15 protein-coding genes and 1 pseudogene are annotated in these 17,007 nt (G+C 61.2%); 5 read left to right on the top strand and 11 right to left on the bottom strand.

Features of this window, described 5'->3' with window-relative positions; translation table 11 throughout:
• Positions 1-17 precede the first annotated feature (17 nt).
• Complete coding sequence (purH, locus tag ACX80B_RS15915) at positions 18-1,643, bottom strand: bifunctional phosphoribosylaminoimidazolecarboxamide formyltransferase/IMP cyclohydrolase (protein WP_459297914.1); 1,626 nt, start codon at positions 1,641-1,643, stop codon at positions 18-20.
• 205 nt (positions 1,644-1,848) lie between these two features.
• On the opposite strand from purH, the gene ACX80B_RS15910 reads away from it, so the two are divergent.
• Positions 1,849-3,216 carry an MFS transporter gene (locus ACX80B_RS15910; RefSeq protein ID WP_459297912.1) on the top strand — a complete coding sequence of 456 codons (1,368 nt, stop codon included), beginning with the start codon at positions 1,849-1,851 and terminating at the stop codon, positions 3,214-3,216.
• 117 nt (positions 3,217-3,333) lie between these two features.
• On the opposite strand, the gene ACX80B_RS15905 is transcribed toward ACX80B_RS15910, so the two are convergent.
• The 3 genes and pseudogenes from ACX80B_RS15905 to ACX80B_RS15895 all read right to left on the bottom strand — a co-directional run.
• Positions 3,334-3,930, bottom strand: a complete 597-nt coding sequence (locus ACX80B_RS15905) for a DUF6318 family protein (RefSeq protein ID WP_459297910.1) — start codon at positions 3,928-3,930, stop codon at positions 3,334-3,336.
• Between the two features lie 274 nt (positions 3,931-4,204).
• Positions 4,205-5,119 (bottom strand): PKD domain-containing protein, encoded by a 915-nt coding sequence (locus ACX80B_RS15900; RefSeq protein ID WP_459297908.1) that lies wholly within the window; start codon positions 5,117-5,119, stop codon positions 4,205-4,207.
• A gap of 65 nt (positions 5,120-5,184) precedes the next feature.
• Positions 5,185-5,658: pseudogene (locus tag ACX80B_RS15895) on the bottom strand (DUF6318 family protein); the annotation flags it as partial.
• A 16-nt stretch (positions 5,659-5,674) separates the two neighbouring features.
• Here ACX80B_RS15895 and ACX80B_RS15890 point away from each other — a divergent pair.
• Positions 5,675-5,878 (top strand): hypothetical protein, encoded by a 204-nt coding sequence (locus tag ACX80B_RS15890; RefSeq protein WP_459297976.1) that lies wholly within the window; start codon positions 5,675-5,677, stop codon positions 5,876-5,878.
• Between the two features lie 141 nt (positions 5,879-6,019).
• On the opposite strand, the gene purN is transcribed toward ACX80B_RS15890, so the two are convergent.
• Positions 6,020-6,586, bottom strand: a complete 567-nt coding sequence (gene purN / locus ACX80B_RS15885) for a phosphoribosylglycinamide formyltransferase (RefSeq protein ID WP_459297906.1) — start codon at positions 6,584-6,586, stop codon at positions 6,020-6,022.
• Between the two features lie 40 nt (positions 6,587-6,626).
• On the opposite strand from purN, the gene ACX80B_RS15880 reads away from it, so the two are divergent.
• Positions 6,627-7,106 carry a hypothetical protein gene (locus ACX80B_RS15880; RefSeq protein WP_459297904.1) on the top strand — a complete coding sequence of 160 codons (480 nt, stop codon included), beginning with the start codon at positions 6,627-6,629 and terminating at the stop codon, positions 7,104-7,106.
• Positions 7,107-7,130: 24 nt separating this feature from the next.
• Here ACX80B_RS15880 and ACX80B_RS15875 read toward each other — a convergent pair whose 3' ends face one another.
• Complete coding sequence (locus tag ACX80B_RS15875; RefSeq protein WP_459297903.1) at positions 7,131-8,432, bottom strand: cell division protein PerM; 1,302 nt, start codon at positions 8,430-8,432, stop codon at positions 7,131-7,133.
• A gap of 92 nt (positions 8,433-8,524) precedes the next feature.
• Here ACX80B_RS15875 and ACX80B_RS15870 point away from each other — a divergent pair, with 92 nt between their 5' ends.
• Positions 8,525-10,261 carry a glycoside hydrolase family 13 protein gene (locus tag ACX80B_RS15870; protein WP_459297901.1) on the top strand — a complete coding sequence of 579 codons (1,737 nt, stop codon included), beginning with the start codon at positions 8,525-8,527 and terminating at the stop codon, positions 10,259-10,261.
• Between the two features lie 67 nt (positions 10,262-10,328).
• Here the strand turns inward: ACX80B_RS15870 and ACX80B_RS15865 are convergent, their stop codons facing one another.
• The 5 genes from ACX80B_RS15865 to ACX80B_RS15845 all read right to left on the bottom strand — a co-directional run bounded on the left by ACX80B_RS15865 (position 10,329) and on the right by ACX80B_RS15845 (position 15,355).
• Entirely contained in the window at positions 10,329-11,171 is an 843-nt protein-coding gene (locus ACX80B_RS15865; protein WP_459297966.1) for a formylglycine-generating enzyme family protein, read from the bottom strand.
• A gap of 227 nt (positions 11,172-11,398) precedes the next feature.
• Complete coding sequence (locus ACX80B_RS15860; RefSeq protein ID WP_459297899.1) at positions 11,399-11,737, bottom strand: DUF202 domain-containing protein; 339 nt, start codon at positions 11,735-11,737, stop codon at positions 11,399-11,401.
• A gap of 3 nt (positions 11,738-11,740) precedes the next feature.
• On the bottom strand, positions 11,741-12,142 hold the full coding sequence (locus ACX80B_RS15855; protein WP_459297897.1) for a YidH family protein: 402 nt from the start codon (positions 12,140-12,142) through the stop codon (positions 11,741-11,743).
• Positions 12,143-12,165: 23 nt separating this feature from the next.
• The gene (locus ACX80B_RS15850; protein ID WP_459297895.1) at positions 12,166-14,520 is read right to left on the bottom strand and encodes an arylsulfatase; all 2,355 of its coding nucleotides are present in this window, start codon (positions 14,518-14,520) and stop codon (positions 12,166-12,168) included.
• A gap of 85 nt (positions 14,521-14,605) precedes the next feature.
• A complete protein-coding gene (locus tag ACX80B_RS15845) occupies positions 14,606-15,355 on the bottom strand; it encodes a TSUP family transporter (protein ID WP_459297893.1) in 750 nt (249 codons plus the stop codon).
• Positions 15,356-15,418: 63 nt separating this feature from the next.
• Here ACX80B_RS15845 and ACX80B_RS15840 point away from each other — a divergent pair, with 63 nt between their 5' ends.
• Positions 15,419-17,005 (top strand): stealth conserved region 3 domain-containing protein, encoded by a 1,587-nt coding sequence (locus tag ACX80B_RS15840; RefSeq protein WP_459297891.1) that lies wholly within the window; start codon positions 15,419-15,421, stop codon positions 17,003-17,005.
• The last annotated feature ends 2 nt before the right edge of the window (positions 17,006-17,007 follow it).

Here is a 17,007-nt window from a genome sequence, read left to right as displayed (position 1 = left end):
TTTCCCACTACGCGAGCCTAGTGGAAAAAATGCCGTGAGCCGGTCAGGTACATCGTCACGCCTGCCGCCTGTGCCGCCGCGATGACCTCCTCGTCCCTTACGGAACCGCCGGGCTGGACGACGGCGCGGACACCGGCGTCGAGCAGGATTTGCAGCCCGTCGGCGAAGGGGAAGAATGCGTCCGATGCTGCTACGGAGCCTGCGGCGCGGTCCGAAGCGGCGCCGTCGACGGTTGTTCCGAGGGTACGGGCGCGCTCCACGGCCAGCTTGCATGAATCCACGCGGTTGACCTGGCCCATTCCGACGCCAACCGTAGCGCCGTCATTGGCCAGCAGAATGCCGTTGGACTTAACTCCGCGTAGCGCCTTCCATGCGAAGACGAGGTCCGCCATCGTTGCCTCATCGGCCGGTTCACCGGAAACCAGTTTCCAGTTCTCTGCACGGTCGCCGTCCGCCGTGAGGGTGTCCACCATCTGCACCAGCACCCCGCCGGAAACCTGTTTGAATTCAGCCGGATCGCGACGGTATCCCTCAGGAAGGGTGAGCAACCGGATGTTCTTCTTCGCGGTCAGAATCTCCATCGCTTCGGGTTCGAATCCGGGGGCGATAACCACCTCGGTGAAAATTTCCGACACGGTGCGTGCCATCGCCGCAGTAACTTCACGGTTGGCGGCAATGACACCACCGAACGCGGAAACCGGATCACAGGCGTGCGCCTTGGCATGCGCATCCGCGATAGCATCAGGGGCACCTTCGCTGGCCACCGCGACGCCGCACGGGTTGGCATGCTTGACGACGGCGACGGCCGGCTCGGCGAAATCAAAGGCTGCGCGCAAGGCAGCATCGCCATCGACATAGTTGTTGTACGACATGGCTTTGCCGTGCAGCAGGTCCGCCTGGGCGATGCCTGGCGTGGCGCCCTTCTCCACGTAGAGGGCCGCCTGTTGGTGCGGATTTTCACCGTAACGAAGCACCGACGAGCGCTCGAGCGCCAGTCCCGCATACGGCGGCCAGGCGTTGCCTTCATCGGTTCCATCGCCGAACTGCGACGCTGTCCACGAAGCGACCGCGTTGTCATATCCGGCCGTATGGGCGAATGCCATGGCCGCCAGCCGCCGTCGGGCATTCAGGTCGAAGCCACCCTCTGAAGCCGCGGCGACGACGTCGGCGTAGCGGGCAGGATCGACGACAACGGAGACAGAGGCATGGTTTTTCGCTGCCGAGCGGACCATGGCAGGGCCGCCGATATCGATCTGTTCGACGACGTCGTCCTGGCCGGCACCCGAGTTGACCGTGTCCACAAAGGGGTAAAGATTGACGACGACCAGGTCGAAAGCTTCGATTCCGAGTTCCGAAAGTTGGTCGATATGTTCCTGCCGGCGGCGGTCAGCCAGGATGCCGGCATGAACCTTCGGGTGAAGGGTCTTGACGCGTCCGTCCAGAGTTTCGGGGAACCCAGTCAGTTCAGCCACCTCGGTGACCGGTACGCCGGATGCGGAGATGCGTGCCGCCGTCGAACCGGTTGAAACGATCGCCACGCCTGCCTGGTGGAGGCCGCGGGCCAGTTCCTCCAGCCCTGTCTTGTCGTAAACCGAGATCAAAGCCCGGCGAATGGGAACACGGTCAAGCTGGTTGAGGCTCACGCAAAATCTCCAGAGAGGTCACAAGATCGGGGGGTCGCACCCAGTCTAGTTCACACACTTTGCCGCACTGCCGTTACGTCGGCGGCTGTGCTAAAACTCCCACTGGGACCGCCTCCGCCATACAGCCCGGATGATGTAACGGAAATGCGGGATAATTGAATCAGCCGCAGCCGTAACCCGGCGGTACCTGACTTGTAAGGGACTTATGAGCACTCACGTAGACCTGCCAACTGGCGACCAGGTGGTCCAGGAGCTGCCGTGGCGTTGGAAGGTGCAGGGACGCATTTTCGTGATCGGCGGTCTTGGGTTCATGTTCGACGCCTGGGATGTGACCCTCAACGGATATCTGATTCCCCTGCTGTCCGGCTACTGGGATCTGAGCACCGGACAAGCGGCCTGGGTTGGAACCTCGAACCTGATCGGAATGGCGGTCGGGGCTTTCGCCTGGGGTTCCATTGCGGATCTCATCGGCCGGAAACGCGCCTTCACCCTCACCCTCTTGATCTTCTCGCTTTTCACTGTCGCCGGCGCCTTCTCCCCCGACTTCATCTGGTTCTGTCTGTTCAGGTTCCTCGCCGGCTTCGGCTTGGGCGGCTGCATCCCCGTCGACTATGCGTTGGTCGGTGAATTCACACCTCGTAAATACCGCGGCCGGGTCCTCACCGCGATGGATGCTTGGTGGCCCATCGGCGCTTCACTGTGCGGAATTGTCTCGGCCGCTCTTGTCTTCTGGTTCGGCGATTTCGGCCCCGGCGCGTGGCGGTTGCTCATGCTCGTGATGGTCCTGCCCGCTTTACTCGTCTTCTGGGTCCGCCGCTCCGTTCCCGAATCGCCCCTGTTTCTGGTCCACCACGGACGGACCCAAGAGGCAGCGGATGTCATTGATTCACTGATACACCGCACCGGCGGTTCCGTAACCAAGTGGCGCCTGCCTGAGCCGGCCGCAACACCACGGCTGTCGATGGGAAATATTTCCATTCAACTGGCGGCACTGTGGAGGTTCAACTGGCGCATCACGCTGGCCGCCTGGGGACTGTTCCTGAGCATCCTGCTGGTCTACTACGGCGCGCTGACATGGATGCCACAAATTCTCACTGAAGCAGGTTACGGCAACACCGCGGCCTTCATGGTGACGGCCGGAATGACCGCCATCGGGTTCGTCGGCGTCGTCATCGCCGCACTGCTGGTGGAGAAGATCGGCCGCAAATGGATACTGGGGGTCACCGGGCCCCTATCCGCCCTCTCTCTCGTCATCTTCGCGATCGTGCTCGACGTTCCGTGGATGGCTCAACTGTGGATTCTCATCTTCGGTCTGGTGGTCCAGATCGCCATTCCAGTGCTCTACGCCTACGTTTCCGAGCTCTATCCGACCGAACTTCGTGGCTCCGGCTTCGGCTGGGCCTCCACCATCTCCAGAATCGGCGCCGGACTGGTGCCACTTATTTTCGGCTCCATCCTTTGGCCCTATCTGGGCCTGCCGTTGACGTTTGCAGTCACCGGAGCGCTGGTGCTCGTCGCGGTCTTGTGGATGGCGGCCGTCGCGCCGGAGACTAAAGCCCGCAAACTGTCTTAATTCTCCGTCTCTTAAATGTGCGACGGCGCCCCTGCCCTATGTGGGTGGAGCGCCGTCGTCGTAATGATGGCGGCAGGGCCGTTCGCTGCCCGCCTCACCAAAGAGTAGAGCCGGTAATTACTCGGCCGGCAGTTCAGCGTTGGGAGTTTCCTTTACGGATTCCATCGTCCAGCCACCGTCATCGAAGGAAGCCTTGACTGTGAGTACAGTCGGCTCCGTCGGCTTGATCGTGGACTTCTTGTCGCCTTCGGAATCAAAGATCGTCCCGGGAATTTCGGAGTATTCGACTAATGCCTTGCCTGTGCTCTCGCCCTTGGCAACATTCGGGTGAACGTTGGTCACGCGCGGGTCGCCACCAGCCATCCAGCCACCGTCTTCGTACACATTGGCGATCATGGAGATCTCGTCTGCGCAATACGTGCAGTTCTCGCTCGACAGTTCCTTCAGCTTGTCCGTCTTGCCGGTCTGCTGGGCGTAGCTGTTGTAGGAGATCCAGTAGTAGGCGAACGCCTTCAAACCTTCCTCCGATTTCTCCGACAAGGGCTGAGATTCCTGCGGAACCCGAACATTCTGCGCCGGGCCCTCGGAACTCGCCCCTACCGGACGATCGCTCCCGGTAGAAGTACCCGACTCGGAGTCGGCGGTGCCGCAACTGGTCAAGGCCAACGCTGCTATCGCCGTTCCTGCTGCCAGGCTGATCAATTTCTTAGTCATCATCATCCTCTGAGGTATCTGACGCGCGACGGCGGATTAATCCCCGGATGCCATTGTCCAGTTCCGCGCTTTCGACGCCGCTCGTCATTAGATTCATGGTGGGCGGTGAAGGACGCCCTTGAAGATGCTAACGGGAAGAATGTGTATCGGTTCACAGAAGCAACGAATTTGTGGTGAGGATCACCGGAATATCTAGACCGCACTCGCACGGGGCTGACAACCTAATTTCCAGCCAGTCTTGGAATCCGCCTATTTACACGTCGTTGACAACTTCTCAGCCGCCAGCACCCTGGCATCCTGCACCTTCCGGATTTTCGAAACAATTGTCCGCGTAGTTATTCGTCTCGGACCGCCAAACGCTGATCGTGACAGGGGCACTCTCCACCGCCGCTTGTCCTGGAATGGGAATCCACGGTCCACCGTCGACTGAGTACATCCCTGTGAAGTACGTCGTCAGGACTACTTGGAAATCGCCGGTCTGTTCATAAACATGGCTAGTTGAGGTCTCCTCACCCCACTGTGCGCGAGAGAGTTCCGCGCCTGGAGTCTTAACCGGCCCTAGCCCTTGTCCATCGCCAAAACTCCATCTATAGCTGTTGGGATTGGCATTAATGCGGACATCGAAGCCCGCGATGTTGACTGAAAATGACTGATCATGTGCAATTGCGTAAACGTTTGTGTGTGCTCCGATCAATGTATGCGGCGATGGTTGGATAGCGCTCCCCGCGGGCGTAAACGGCAATGACTTAAAGTCCTCTAACGTATAGCCCGGAAATTCCGCTACTTCTTCTGATGTGGATGGAGCCGAGCTACAGGTTAGTTCGCCGGTCGGTTGCCATTGTGCCGGGCCCGGCCCTACCGGTGCTGTGTATTTTTCTAGGAGGATTTCATCGGTGCCACAGTCAGCAGCCAAGATCTCACAACTGATGCTGATGTCGTCTAGGTCCTCCAAACAGGCGCGTACGAATCTGGTCTCAATTTTGGGAACATCGCTCGTTTCACCCATTGGGGGTTGTGAATCGTTCAACTCGGATGCCGATCGTCCGTCCTCTTTACTGATTCCGCATTGGCCGGCTGCCTTCGCTCCGCTATCAATGAAACCGACATTCACATCACTCGGATTGCACACCTGAGCCATTGCCGGAGCGGACATGGGCAGGAGCAGGATCACCAATGTCAGAGCAGCCACAACCACGACAGTAAGAGATTTTGCTGGTGCACAGCCGTTGATGCCCCCGAAACAAGTGGACGCCACTAGTTAGAACTTCCTACGATGTTTGCATTCTCCATTGTCCAGCCATTTGCACCATAGGTGAGCACCAACGTAAATCCGACGGGTGCATCCGGCTCCTCTTTCAGGCTTACTTCTCCCTTTGAATTGTAAAAAGTGATCTTTCCTTGACCGACTACAGCGGCAACTGTGTACGAGGGACCTACGCCTGCGATGTTCTCCTTCGTGAACTCGGTGCCGATCTTTTTGATGGTCATCTGACCACCGGCGGACCATCCTCCATCTTTGTAGGCCGAGGCCACAGAATCATAAACAAAAGCGCAAGTTTCGCAGCTGGATCCGCTATGGGACTTGGCCGGGTCCAGGTCGCCCGTGGCGTAGGAATGGGAGACCAAATCGAACCAGTGACGAACGAAGGCTTCAAGCCCTGCCTTCGTCTCCTTGGTGGCGGCTTCCGGCATTTCGGGAACGGGTATGTTCCGGGCCGGTCCGTCTGCGGAGGCAGGCGTCGGAGTGGGAGTCGGTGTCGGGGTAGGAGCTGGCGAGGGCGTCTTTGACTCTGTTGCGGACTGGCTACTGGACGGCGGCGTCTCGCTGCTGCCTCCGCATCCGGTCAATACCAGAGCGATCGATGCAAGGCCTACGGCAATGCTCGAGAACCTGGCCCTCGTCGTCGTCGCCTTCTTCTGTAAAGTCACCAAGTTCCCCGTTTGTTAGGCAGTCCGCCTGGTCGGCGGCTCCAAACAAGGTAGCGCAGATCATACGATCGTGCATCCGGTTATCCACAGGTTTGGCGAACGTTAAGGCTCAGGGAGCGCCTGAAGAAGGTGGAAGTTGTGGTCGCGACAGCTGCGGTGCTCAGCCGCCGGCTGCTAGTTTGGCAAGGGTTTCAACGAGCAGACGGCGTTCTTCCACCTTGATGCGCTCGTGCAACGCCGCTTCTGTATCGTCATCCAATACTTCAACCGCAGCTTGCGCCAGGATGGGGCCGGTGTCCACTCCGGCGTCGGCAATCATGACGGTAGCTCCTGTTACTTTTACCCCATAAGCCAACGCGTCCCGCACTCCGTGGGCTCCGGGGAAGGATGGCAGCAGCGCCGGGTGAGTGTTGACGTAGCGTCCTTCAAACATCTTGATGAACCGCTCGTCCACGATGCGCATGAATCCGGATGAGAGGACCAGATCCGGATCATAGGAAGCAACCTTCTCCCGCAGTGCGTCATCCCAGTCCCGACGTTCGGCGTAGCTGCGGAAATTCACGACAAACGTATCGATCCCAGCAGCAGCTGAACGCTCGACGCCGTATGTGCCCTCGCGGTCGGCGCCCACAGCGGCGATTTCCACGTCGAGCTCCGCTGATTCCACTGCATCAATTACGGCCTGAAGGTTGGAACCGGTTCCGCTGACGAGGACAACAATGCGCATAGGAACACTTTATGGGCCAAGCTGGCCTAGGCTGGAATCTATGGAAGACGGGCATTCACAGCAACAGGAGTCAACGCGGCAGGCACAGCCACCGCAGCAACCGGAAGAGCCACGCAAGTCGCACCGGCACAAACCCACCGACGAAGAGTTGAACTCTGCCCGCATGTTCATCCGGCTGTTCCTCTTATCGGTTATTCTTACACTGCTGACCAGCTACCTCGAATTACCGTGGAAAGCGGTCGCTCCTGCCATCGGAATTGCTTCTATAGTCTTTGGCATTATTGGACTTGTAAAAGCAGTACGGTGTGGATTTCCGCGGTTGCTGCGGATTGGCATGGCACTTGGCTTGGGTGCCGCGCTCGTGCTGACGATCTCCACGGCCACCCTCGTCGCCTTGTGGCCGGTCACCGCTGAATACGAGACTTGCATGTCCCAGGCGCTGACAGTCCGTGCCGAAAACACTTGTGAACAGAACTACCAGGACACCCTCAAGGAGCTGAGCGAACCGCTGACGCAGTGACCAGGACATGACCCGGAACGGCGGTTAGCGGTCCGCCGTCGTTAAATCCTCTGCCGTCTCCGGGTCCCTTTCGAATAGTGGCGCCAGAGCGTAGCCAAGGACCACTCCGACGGCGACTTCCGCACCTACCCAGAGAGCTGTCATCCAAGGGTCCGGGCCAATCTCCGTAAACCGTCCGATGGCGATGGATCCGCGGGAAATCCACGTCGCCACAGCTGCCATTAGTCCCGCAATGACTCCGATGGCGATTCCGAGTACGAGGGTCGAAACGGCCGCCGTGAACCAGCGTGCATGGATCTTGATTTCGAGCCATTCGTCAAAGTGGTTCTCGCCTTCACGCAGGAACCACCAGCCCGCCAATAGCCCGCCCACAACGGGGATCAGCAACGCTGCCAGGCCGAATGCCAGTTCGCCAGTGGGCAATGCCGCGAAAACCGGGTACGCCGGCAGCGGGCCTACCTGTGTCACAAGCGGACTGATCAATGATCCTTCGCCGAGGGCAAATCCCGCTCCGGAAGCCCAGGAGAATGTCCAGAATACGAAGTTTGTCAGCAGGCCCAGCTCCACGACGGTCAGTACGGCACCCCCGACAATTCCTGGAGCCAGACCTTCATAGACAGTTACGATGTCGGACCAGTGCAACCCGATGGAGACGGTCATCAGCAGTGCCGCGAGTGCTACGCCGGTCATCAGTGCCAGATAGGCTGCCCGCACCACCGTCCAAACGTACGAGCCTGCCCATCGTGAGTGCTGGCTCGTCGTCGCAATCCACTCCGCAGCGTCGACGCCGATCAGACGCGCCCATGACCCGGCCTCCCGTCTTGCACCAATAATGAGACCGGCACCGGCCGGAATGAGTGGGATCAAGGCAGCTTGCGCGAGCGAGGTGGAGACCTGGACCGATTCGGTGATGAAACCCGTACCGGCTCCCACAGCGGCGTAAACGATTAACGCGCCAAGGCCTGCCTGCCACAGCTGATCGGTGTAAGAGGCCCTTGCCAGGCGTCTGCCTGCGCGCCAGGCGAGCAGGAACGGGATGAGTGTCAGGCCGAGGGGCGTCAGGGAAATGACGCCGGTAATCATGTCACGCGACGTTGTTCCAGCCGCCAACTGAAGGTCCAGCGGAACGCCGTGAATGAGCAACCAGGCGTGTCCGCCGAGCCGCGCCAGCGAGTCGAAGCTGCGATCGGCAAAACCGTCGGTCAACCATACGGCCACCAAGGGCAGCAGAATGAGGATAGCGGAGATGAGCGCGACCTGGGCAAACTCGAATGCACCCTGCAGCCACAGCGGCATAGGCAGCCTGCGCTCCTGGTTCAGTTTCATTGCTTCCTATGGTGCCACGCGGTACTGCAAGAGCCTTGAAGGCAACGCCGCGGCATAGCATGGATGAAGATGACAATGAGAGGAAACGCTGAATGACCTGGACAAACTCCGCTGACGCGCCATGGTGGACCCGCGCCGTTGTGTACCAGATCTACCCGCGCAGTTTTGCTGATTCGAACAGCGACGGCTTCGGCGACCTTGGTGGCATCATCTCCAAGCTCGACTACCTTGCGGATCTCGGCGTCGACGTCCTCTGGTTATCACCGGTCTATCCCTCGCCACAGCACGACAACGGTTACGACATCAGCGACTACCGGAACATCGATCCGCTCTTTGGAGACTTGGAACAGTTCGATCAGTTGCTCACCGGCGCCCATGAACGCGGCATGAAGATCATCATGGACCTGGTCGTCAACCACACCTCGGATGAACACCCCTGGTTCCTGGAATCCCGTTCCTCAAAGGACAGCCCCAAGCGGGACTGGTATTGGTGGCATCCGCCACGCGAGGGGTTCGACGCCGGCCGGCCCGGGGCGGAGCCGACGAACTGGCAGTCCGCATTCAGCGGCCCGGCATGGCATCTCGACGAGGCCACAGGCGAGTACTACCTGCACCTGTTCGCCCGCCAGCAACCGGACCTCAATTGGGAGAATCCGGAAGTCCGGGACGCGGTCTACGAAATGATGAACTGGTGGCTGGACCGTGGCGTTGACGGCTTCCGGATGGACGTCATCAATTACATCTCCAAGGCCGGGCTCCGTGACGGTCCGCCAATCGAAGGAACGAACCTCGGCGATGGTTCCGCCCTGTTCATGAGCGGCCCCCGCATTCACGAATTCATGCAGGAAATGGTGCGCGCGGTCTTCGAGGGACGCGACGCTGAATTGCTCACAGTCGGGGAAATGCCGGGCGTGACGGTCGAGGATGCACGGCTCTTTACCGCCCCGGAGCGCAAGGAACTGGACATGGTGTTCCAGTTTGAACACGTCGGGTTGGACCACGGTCCCGGTGGCAAGTGGGATCCCCAACCGCTGGATCTGCCGGCGCTGAAGGCGAGCATGAACCGCTGGCAGGTGGAGCTGGCGTCGTCGGGCTGGAACAGCCTGTACCTCAACAATCATGACCAGCCGAGGTTGGTGTCACGCTTTGGGCATGATGGACAGGCGCCGCAGGATCCGGAGAATACCGGGCTGTACCGCTACGAGTCGGCAACGCTTTGGGCGGCCGTCCTGCATCTGCACCGGGGAACACCCTATATCTACCAGGGCGAAGAGATCGGCATGACCAATATGCCCTTCGCGGATATTGCGGATTTCCAGGACATTGAGGCCATCAACCATTACGCCGACGTCGTCACGGCCCGAGGTGCGGATCAGGATGATGTGCTGCAGGCGTTGGGCACGATGGGGCGGGACAACGCACGCACCCCGGTCCAATGGGATGCATCGCGCCACGCCGGGTTCACCGATGCGCAACCGTGGATGGCAGTCAACCCCAACTATCCTGACGTCAACACCGTCAGTGACCGTCAGAGCGGCAAATCAGTCTTCCGGTTCTACCAGCAGTTGATTTGGCTCCGGCACAAGCTCGACGCCGTCGCCCTCGGAACGTTCAATATGCTGGAGCCGGAACATCCGACGTTGTACGCGTTCGAGCGCATCCTCGACGGTGAACGGTTGCTGATTACCGCCAATGTGTCCAGCGATCCCCTTGACGTACCGCTGCAGCTTCCATCCGGTCCGGTCTTGCTGTGCAACTACGACGGCGATGCCGGCACATCCACGCTTCGCCCTTGGGAAGTACGGGTGTACCGCGAGACGACCAAGTAAGGCGGATCAGCCAAGTCAGCCAGGCAGCCAGTCGGTCAGTCGGTCAGTCGGTCAGTCGATCAGTCAGTCAATCACTCAGCGCGACTGTGCGGAAGCCGCAGTTGCTGGTGGACGATTCAGCCGTGTTTGAGCTGCGGGCGGCGACCCGGTAGCGGTTGCAGTACGAATCGTGGCACAGGTAGGAGCCGCCGCGCATGACCCTGCCGGAACCGATCGTGGGCCCGCGCGGATTGTCTGCCGGCGAATTCCGGTAGTACTTGGGCAGGAACCAGTCCGAGCACCACTCCCATACGTTGCCGCTGACCTCATACAGTCCGTAGCCATTCGGCGGAAAGGACTTCACCGGCGCGGTGCCGAGGTAGCCATCGTCGGTGGTGTTCGACGTCGGGAAGACTCCCTGCCAGATATTGCACCGGTGGCTGCCGTCGTCGTCCAGCAATTCGTTTCCCCACGGATACCGGTGGCCATCCAGCCCGCCGCGGGCGGCATACTCCCACTCCGCCTCGGTCGGCAGACGACGGCCGGCCCACTTGCAATATGCGAGCGCATCGTTGTGGGAAATATGCACCGCTGGATGGTCGACGGCGTCGCGCCAGTCCGAGTCGTGGCCTAAGGGGTGGGACCAGTCGGCGCCGCGTACGTTTAACCACCACGGCGCGCCGGCGGCCTCGCCGATAATGTCCCCTTCGGGCGCCTGGACCACCAGATGAAAGACTGCCGACGTGCCGTATTGTTCGGCTTCCGTGCGGTAGTTGGTGTCGGCTGCGAAGGCGGCGAATTGCCGGTTGGTTACAGCTGTGGAGTCGACCCGGAACTGGTTCAGCTGCACCTCATGGACCGGGGTCTCGCCGTCGGCGGGACTACCTTCGGCGAAGTTGTCACCCATGGAAAATGAACCGGCCGGCACCATGACATCGTCATGACGAGCAGCGGACGTGGCGGCACCGGCGGTGGAACTGCGGGCGTCAGTGGTGGTCGCGCCCGCAACGGAGGCTTCTGCAGTCGAGGCACCACCAGCTTCTGCGGAATCGGCTCGGGGTGGGCCTTGGCTGGACGCGTTACGGGTCGGTGAACAGCAGGTTTTTACGTCGCCTTCCGAGCGGTCGTTAGTCATGCAATCAGTTTTCCATATCCCCTTCAGAGCAGCGGCAGGGCAAGGATGGTATAGATTCCCAGAATGCCCAGCAGCACTACCGCCGCGCCGGTCACCAGCACGGCCACGGCGTCGTCGTGCGCCCTTCCGTACCTGCTGTCCTCACCCTCACCGGGTGCACTTTCCGCTCCCCCGCGCGTGTAACGCCGGCGCTGGCCGAGGTAGACACCGGCGGCGGTGACCAACGCCAACCCGATCAGAATCACGGGGAACCAGCCATAGTCCGGGATCCAGCGCAGAAACAGCATGCTCGCCACCACCATTGCCAGCATCGTACGGCCCCAGGCCAGCGATGTCCGTTCCGGCTGCAGCCCAGGATCCATGAGCTACCCGGCCCGCAGCAGCACGAACACCACGAAAACGGCACTGACCACGGCGCCACCACCGGCCAACACGGGAATGATCAACGGAAGCGGCAACGGTGCCTTGTGCCGCATCGCCCGCTCGACGTTCAGCCAGCGCACGCACGCGCCACCGGCAATGAACATTGATAGCAGCAGCAACAACACGGAAACGGTCGTGCGGATCGCAGGGCTGAACACCTCGGCGGTGAAGGCTTCGACCGCAATGCCACCGGCGAGCAACGCCAAAGCGGTGCGGATCCAGGCGAGGAACGTCCGCTCATTCGCGAGCGTAAACCGCGGGTCAGGTTCCTGGCCACCACGCAGTACCCAGGCCGAGAAACCACCACGGCCGGGCGGGTCCTCTGCCGGTTCTGGTTGGGTCACGTTTCCATCGTAGCCGCGTGGGGTTATTGGTGTGCGAGGAGCCGGCGTTGACGATCCGCCTCGCTCTCCAGTTCCTGCGGATCCTCACCTTCCAGATCCACACGCACTGTATGGATGGTGCCGGTGAATCCGTTGTCGACGGCGGCATACTCTTCCGTGACCGGCGTTCCCCGGTCGACCCCGATGTTCAGGGTCTCATCGAAGGAGAAGTAATAGGACGTAGTCCGTTCCACCCGTCCCTCACCGACGCCTTGCCCGTCGACGAGGAGTTGAACCTTCCCGCCATTGCCGATCCCGCCGCCGTCGTAGACGAATTCAAGCCGCAGTTCGCGGCTGCCCGGTTCCAGCTGTTGGGTCGCCTTCACCGGGTAATGGTCGCGGCCGTAGCAGTTGTACGCATAGCTCAGGTAACCGTCGACGACGTAAAGTGACCAGCCGCCGAAGCGCCCGCCCTGCGCGATGATCACCCCGTCAACGCCGCCGTCGGGAACGTCGATTTTGGCTGTGATTGTGTGCGACCGGTTCTTCACATTGGGTGCCGTTTCCTCGGTGAAACGACCCATTCCGGCTCGGTACGTAACCGATTTCCGCTCCCCGAACAGATCGAGGCGGCCGGCAAGCTTGGGGTTCTCCCGCTCGGTGACACGGTCGTCCAACGGGAACACGTTGTACTTGCTGGCCTCGATCAGGAACAGCTGCTGCAGTTCCCTGAGCTTGTCCGGATACTCCGCGGCAAGGTCATGCGCCTGGGACCAGTCGGTGCTTGTGTCGTAGAGTTCCCACACATCATCGGCGAAGGACGGCAATCCCTGCGGCACCATCTGCCACGGTGTGCCATGCCGGGTCACCGCCGTCCAGCCCTCATGGTAGATACTCCGATTGCCGCACATCTCGAAGTACTGGGTGCGGCGGCGGTCTGCGGCATCCGGCTCATTGAAGGTGTAGAGCATGCTCGTGCCCTCGATCGGTTGCTGCGCAACTCCGTTAACAGATACCGGCTGCGGCACACCCGCCGCTTCGAAAATCGTCGGGGCGATGTCGATGACGTGGTGCCACTGGTCGCGCACCCCGCCACCGGCGTCGATCCCGTTTCCCCAGTGCATAATCATGCCGTTGCGGGTGCCCCCGTAGTGCGATGCGACCTGCTTGGTCCACTGGTACGGGGTATTCATCGCGAGCGCCCAGCCGACCGGGTAGATCGCGTAGGTACTCGCATCTCCCAGCCGGTCCAGCTCCTCCGCCATCGCGGCCGTGCTGTCGGTGAAGCCGTGCCCGACGAGATGCTCGCGCGTGGTGCCTTCAATACCGCCCTCGCCGGAAGCCCCGTTGTCACCCATGATGTAGATGAAGAGCGTGTTGTCGAGTTCGCCGATCTCCTCGAGCGAGTCAACCAGCCGTCCGACCTGAGCGTCGGTGTGCTCAGCGTAGGCGGCGTAGGTTTCCATGAACCCGGCGGCCACCCTGCGCTCGGTATCGTCGAGCTCGTCCCAGTGCGGAACGCTGTCCGCCCATGGCGCGAGGTCGGCTGACTCCGGAACCACGCCCATCTCCTTCTGCCGGGCCAGCGTCGCTTCACGTTGCGCATCCCAGCCGGAATCGAAACGCCCCTTGTACTTGTCTTTCCACTCGGGACGGACGTGGAAGGGCCCATGCGTGGCGCCGAACGCCACATAGCTGAAGAACGGCTTGTCCGGCGTCAAAGTCTTCTGCGTCTGCACCCACTCGATAGTCCGGTCGACGAGATCTTCCGAGAGGTGGTAGCCGTCTTCGGGCCGGCGCTCCGGCTCCACCGGCGTCGTTCCGTCATAGAGCTGCGGATACCAGTGGTTCATCTCCGCGCCCATGAACCCGTAGAACTTATCGAAACCTTCGCCGGTCGGCCAGCGGTCGAAGGGCCCTGAGGCACTGACCTCGCGCGGCGGTGTCTGGTGCCATTTGCCGAAAGCCGCAGTGCAGTAGCCGTTGCCGCTCAAGGTTTGCGCGATCGTCGCGGCGCTGGCCGGGCGGAAACCGGTGTAGCCCGGCGCCGAAGTGGCCATCTCGCTGGTGACGCCCATGCCGACCGAATGGTGGTTGCGCCCGGTCATCAGCGACTGCCGGGTGGGAGAGCACAGCGCGTTGACATGGAACCTGTTGTACAGCAGCCCGTCCCCGGACAAGCGTTCCGCCGTCGGCATCCCGCAGGGACCGCCGTAGGCACTGGAGGCGCCAAAACCCATGTCATCGACGAGGACCAGCACCACATTCGGCGCGTTCTCCGGTGGCCGCAAATCCGCAACCGGCGTGAATTTCCCCGTCTGGTCTTTTCGATCCATCGCCGTCGGAACGGATCGGGTCCTTTGAGGGATAGGAAGGATCCCGCGGATTTTTTCGTCCATGCTCACTCCTTAATCAAAGAGGTGCCGGTCTCAAAGGCCAACACGGTGTTGCCATAGAACCGGGCAACGCGCTGTTGCTCCAACGCTACAGGAGCGTCACGAGGCCCTTCACCATGGTTATTGCTGCGCCCAGGAAGGCGATAACGACGACGGCGCGGCGGGCGGTACGGTCGTGGACAAACTTGGCCACCCGTTCGCCGAAGTACATTCCGACCCCGATCATCGCCATCATTGCCACCCACATCCACGGCTCCAGCGGCGGCCACTCCCCCGGGTCCACGACGGCTTTGGTGGCCATCGCCGCGAAACCGATTGTCATGAAATACGGCTGGATGGTGGCCGCGAAGGGGCGCTGGTCCCAGCGGCTGATGACGGCGTAGACGCTTACGGTGGGCCCACCCACCCCCGCCAAAGCGTTGGTGATACCCGAGCTGAGCCCGGCGGCCGCGCGGATTCCCGGGCCGTCGATGGTTCTCCCGCCCCGGTGCAGGGCAAGTGAGAGCACCAACGCGAGCAGCAACAGGAAGCCGACGCCTGCCTCCAGCGGAGCGGCCGGCAACGCCAGCGCGAGGATCGAAAACGGGATCGACGCCGCCACGGCCGGAATGGCCAGCCGCCAGTACATTGGCCAGTCGACGTAGGTCCTGACCCTGATGAACATGATGCCGGCCGAGATGCCGCCCAGCAGGTTCACAAGCAGAATCCCGCTGTGCGGGCCGAACAGGAGCACCAGGAACGGCGCGAGCAGCATGGCGAACCCGAGACCTGCAATCCGCTGCGCCATCGCCGACACAATGATCGCAGCGAGAGCCAGGATAAACAGCGGTAAAGTCACCGCTCCAGCCTACGTACTATTGGAGGAGAGAACCCCACCCATGACCGAAAGGCCGGTGACAGTATGTCGAACGAGCAGGATGTCTACTACGTCGCGCCGGAACAGGATACCGAACGGGGCGTCGTTGAGTCTGCCTCGGCCGGATCCGCGGCGCAGTTACGTGACCGCGGCGATCTGATCAAGACCAAGGGCCGGTTTACCCTCCTCAATACCGGCCACACGCCACTGCAGGCAATGATCGAGGATCTGCTCTTTATCCGTGCAGCCCTCGATGAAGCCGGCATCGAATACCTGCTGGTGCGTGGCAACGACGAACGGCCCGTCATCGCCGTCGATTGGAAGTACCGCAGGGAATTGCGCGAAGCGCTCGTAGCCGCCTGCTCCGGCGAACCTTTCTACTCGGAGACGGTGGATGCGAAAACAAGCGACACGGTCCTGGTCGCCGACGGAGCCCTTTCCGCCAACAGGAACGCACGGATTTTCCGCCTGTACCGTCCGCGCATCGTCCCGGACAGCGGTCTGCTTTACGGCGCCTCCGCCGGTGTTCAGATTGAACTGTGGGCCATCGAGGAAGACCTCATTGTCCTGCCGATCGAAAACTCCCTGACGAGGCAGACGCTGCCGGCGGATGAGGCAGTGCGGGGCTCGGTTGAGCGCTTCGGGATGAACTGGCCGACCATCGAGAATATGTTTGCCGACCACGCCAGCGACATTCACTTCGAGGTCGATATCGTCTTCTCCTGGGTGGACATCGGTTCCCCCGAATTCCAGCGGGCACGCGCCGAACGGATGAAGAACGCCGTCGTTGGGGAAGGAGACGATTCCGAAGCCCGTTTCCGTCAGGTCGATGAGCTGAAGTACGCCCTCCGCTCCATCTACACTTTCGCGCCCTGGATCCGGCACATCTTCATCGCCACCGACTCCGATAGGCCCGCCTGGCTCGACGAACACCCTAAAGTCACGCTGATGCGGAGCGAGGACTTCTTTGCCGACCCATCGGTGTTGCCCACGCACAACTCGCAGGCAGTGGAGAGCCAGTTGCAGCACATTCCCGGCCTCTCAGAACACTTCCTGTATTCCAACGACGACATGTTCTTTGGCCGTCCGGTCGGGCCGGACATGTTCTTCTCCCCCGGCGGCGTCACCAAGTTCATCGAAGCATCCACGAGGATCGGCCTCGGCGAGAACAACCTGGTGCGCAGCGGATTCGAAAACTCCGCGCGGGTCAACCGGAAGCTGTTGCAGGAGCGGTTCGGCCGGACCATCACCCGGCATCTGGAACACACCGCCGCGCCACTGCGCAAGAGCGTGCTGCTCGAGATGGAGCGGGAATTCGCCACCGAATTCGCTGCCACCGCGGCGAGCACCTTCCGGGCCAGCGACAATATCTCCGTCACGAATTCGCTCTACCACTACTACGCACTGCTGACCGGCCGCGCCGTTACCCAGCATTCGGCGCGGGTGCAGTACATCGACACCACTACCAGGGCGGGATTGAAGTCCCTGGACCGACTGCTCAGCAGACGGGCCACCGACCTGTTTTGCCTCAACGATGGAAGCTTTCCCGAGGTCGACGCGGAGGAACGGGCGAAGCTCGTCGTCAGCTTCCTGGAGAAGTACTTCCCCGTCAAGGCGCCCTGGGAAAAGTAGTA

The sequence above is a fragment of the Arthrobacter monumenti genome (genome assembly GCF_054511255.1).
This window is presented reverse-complemented; position numbering and strand designations above follow the sequence as displayed.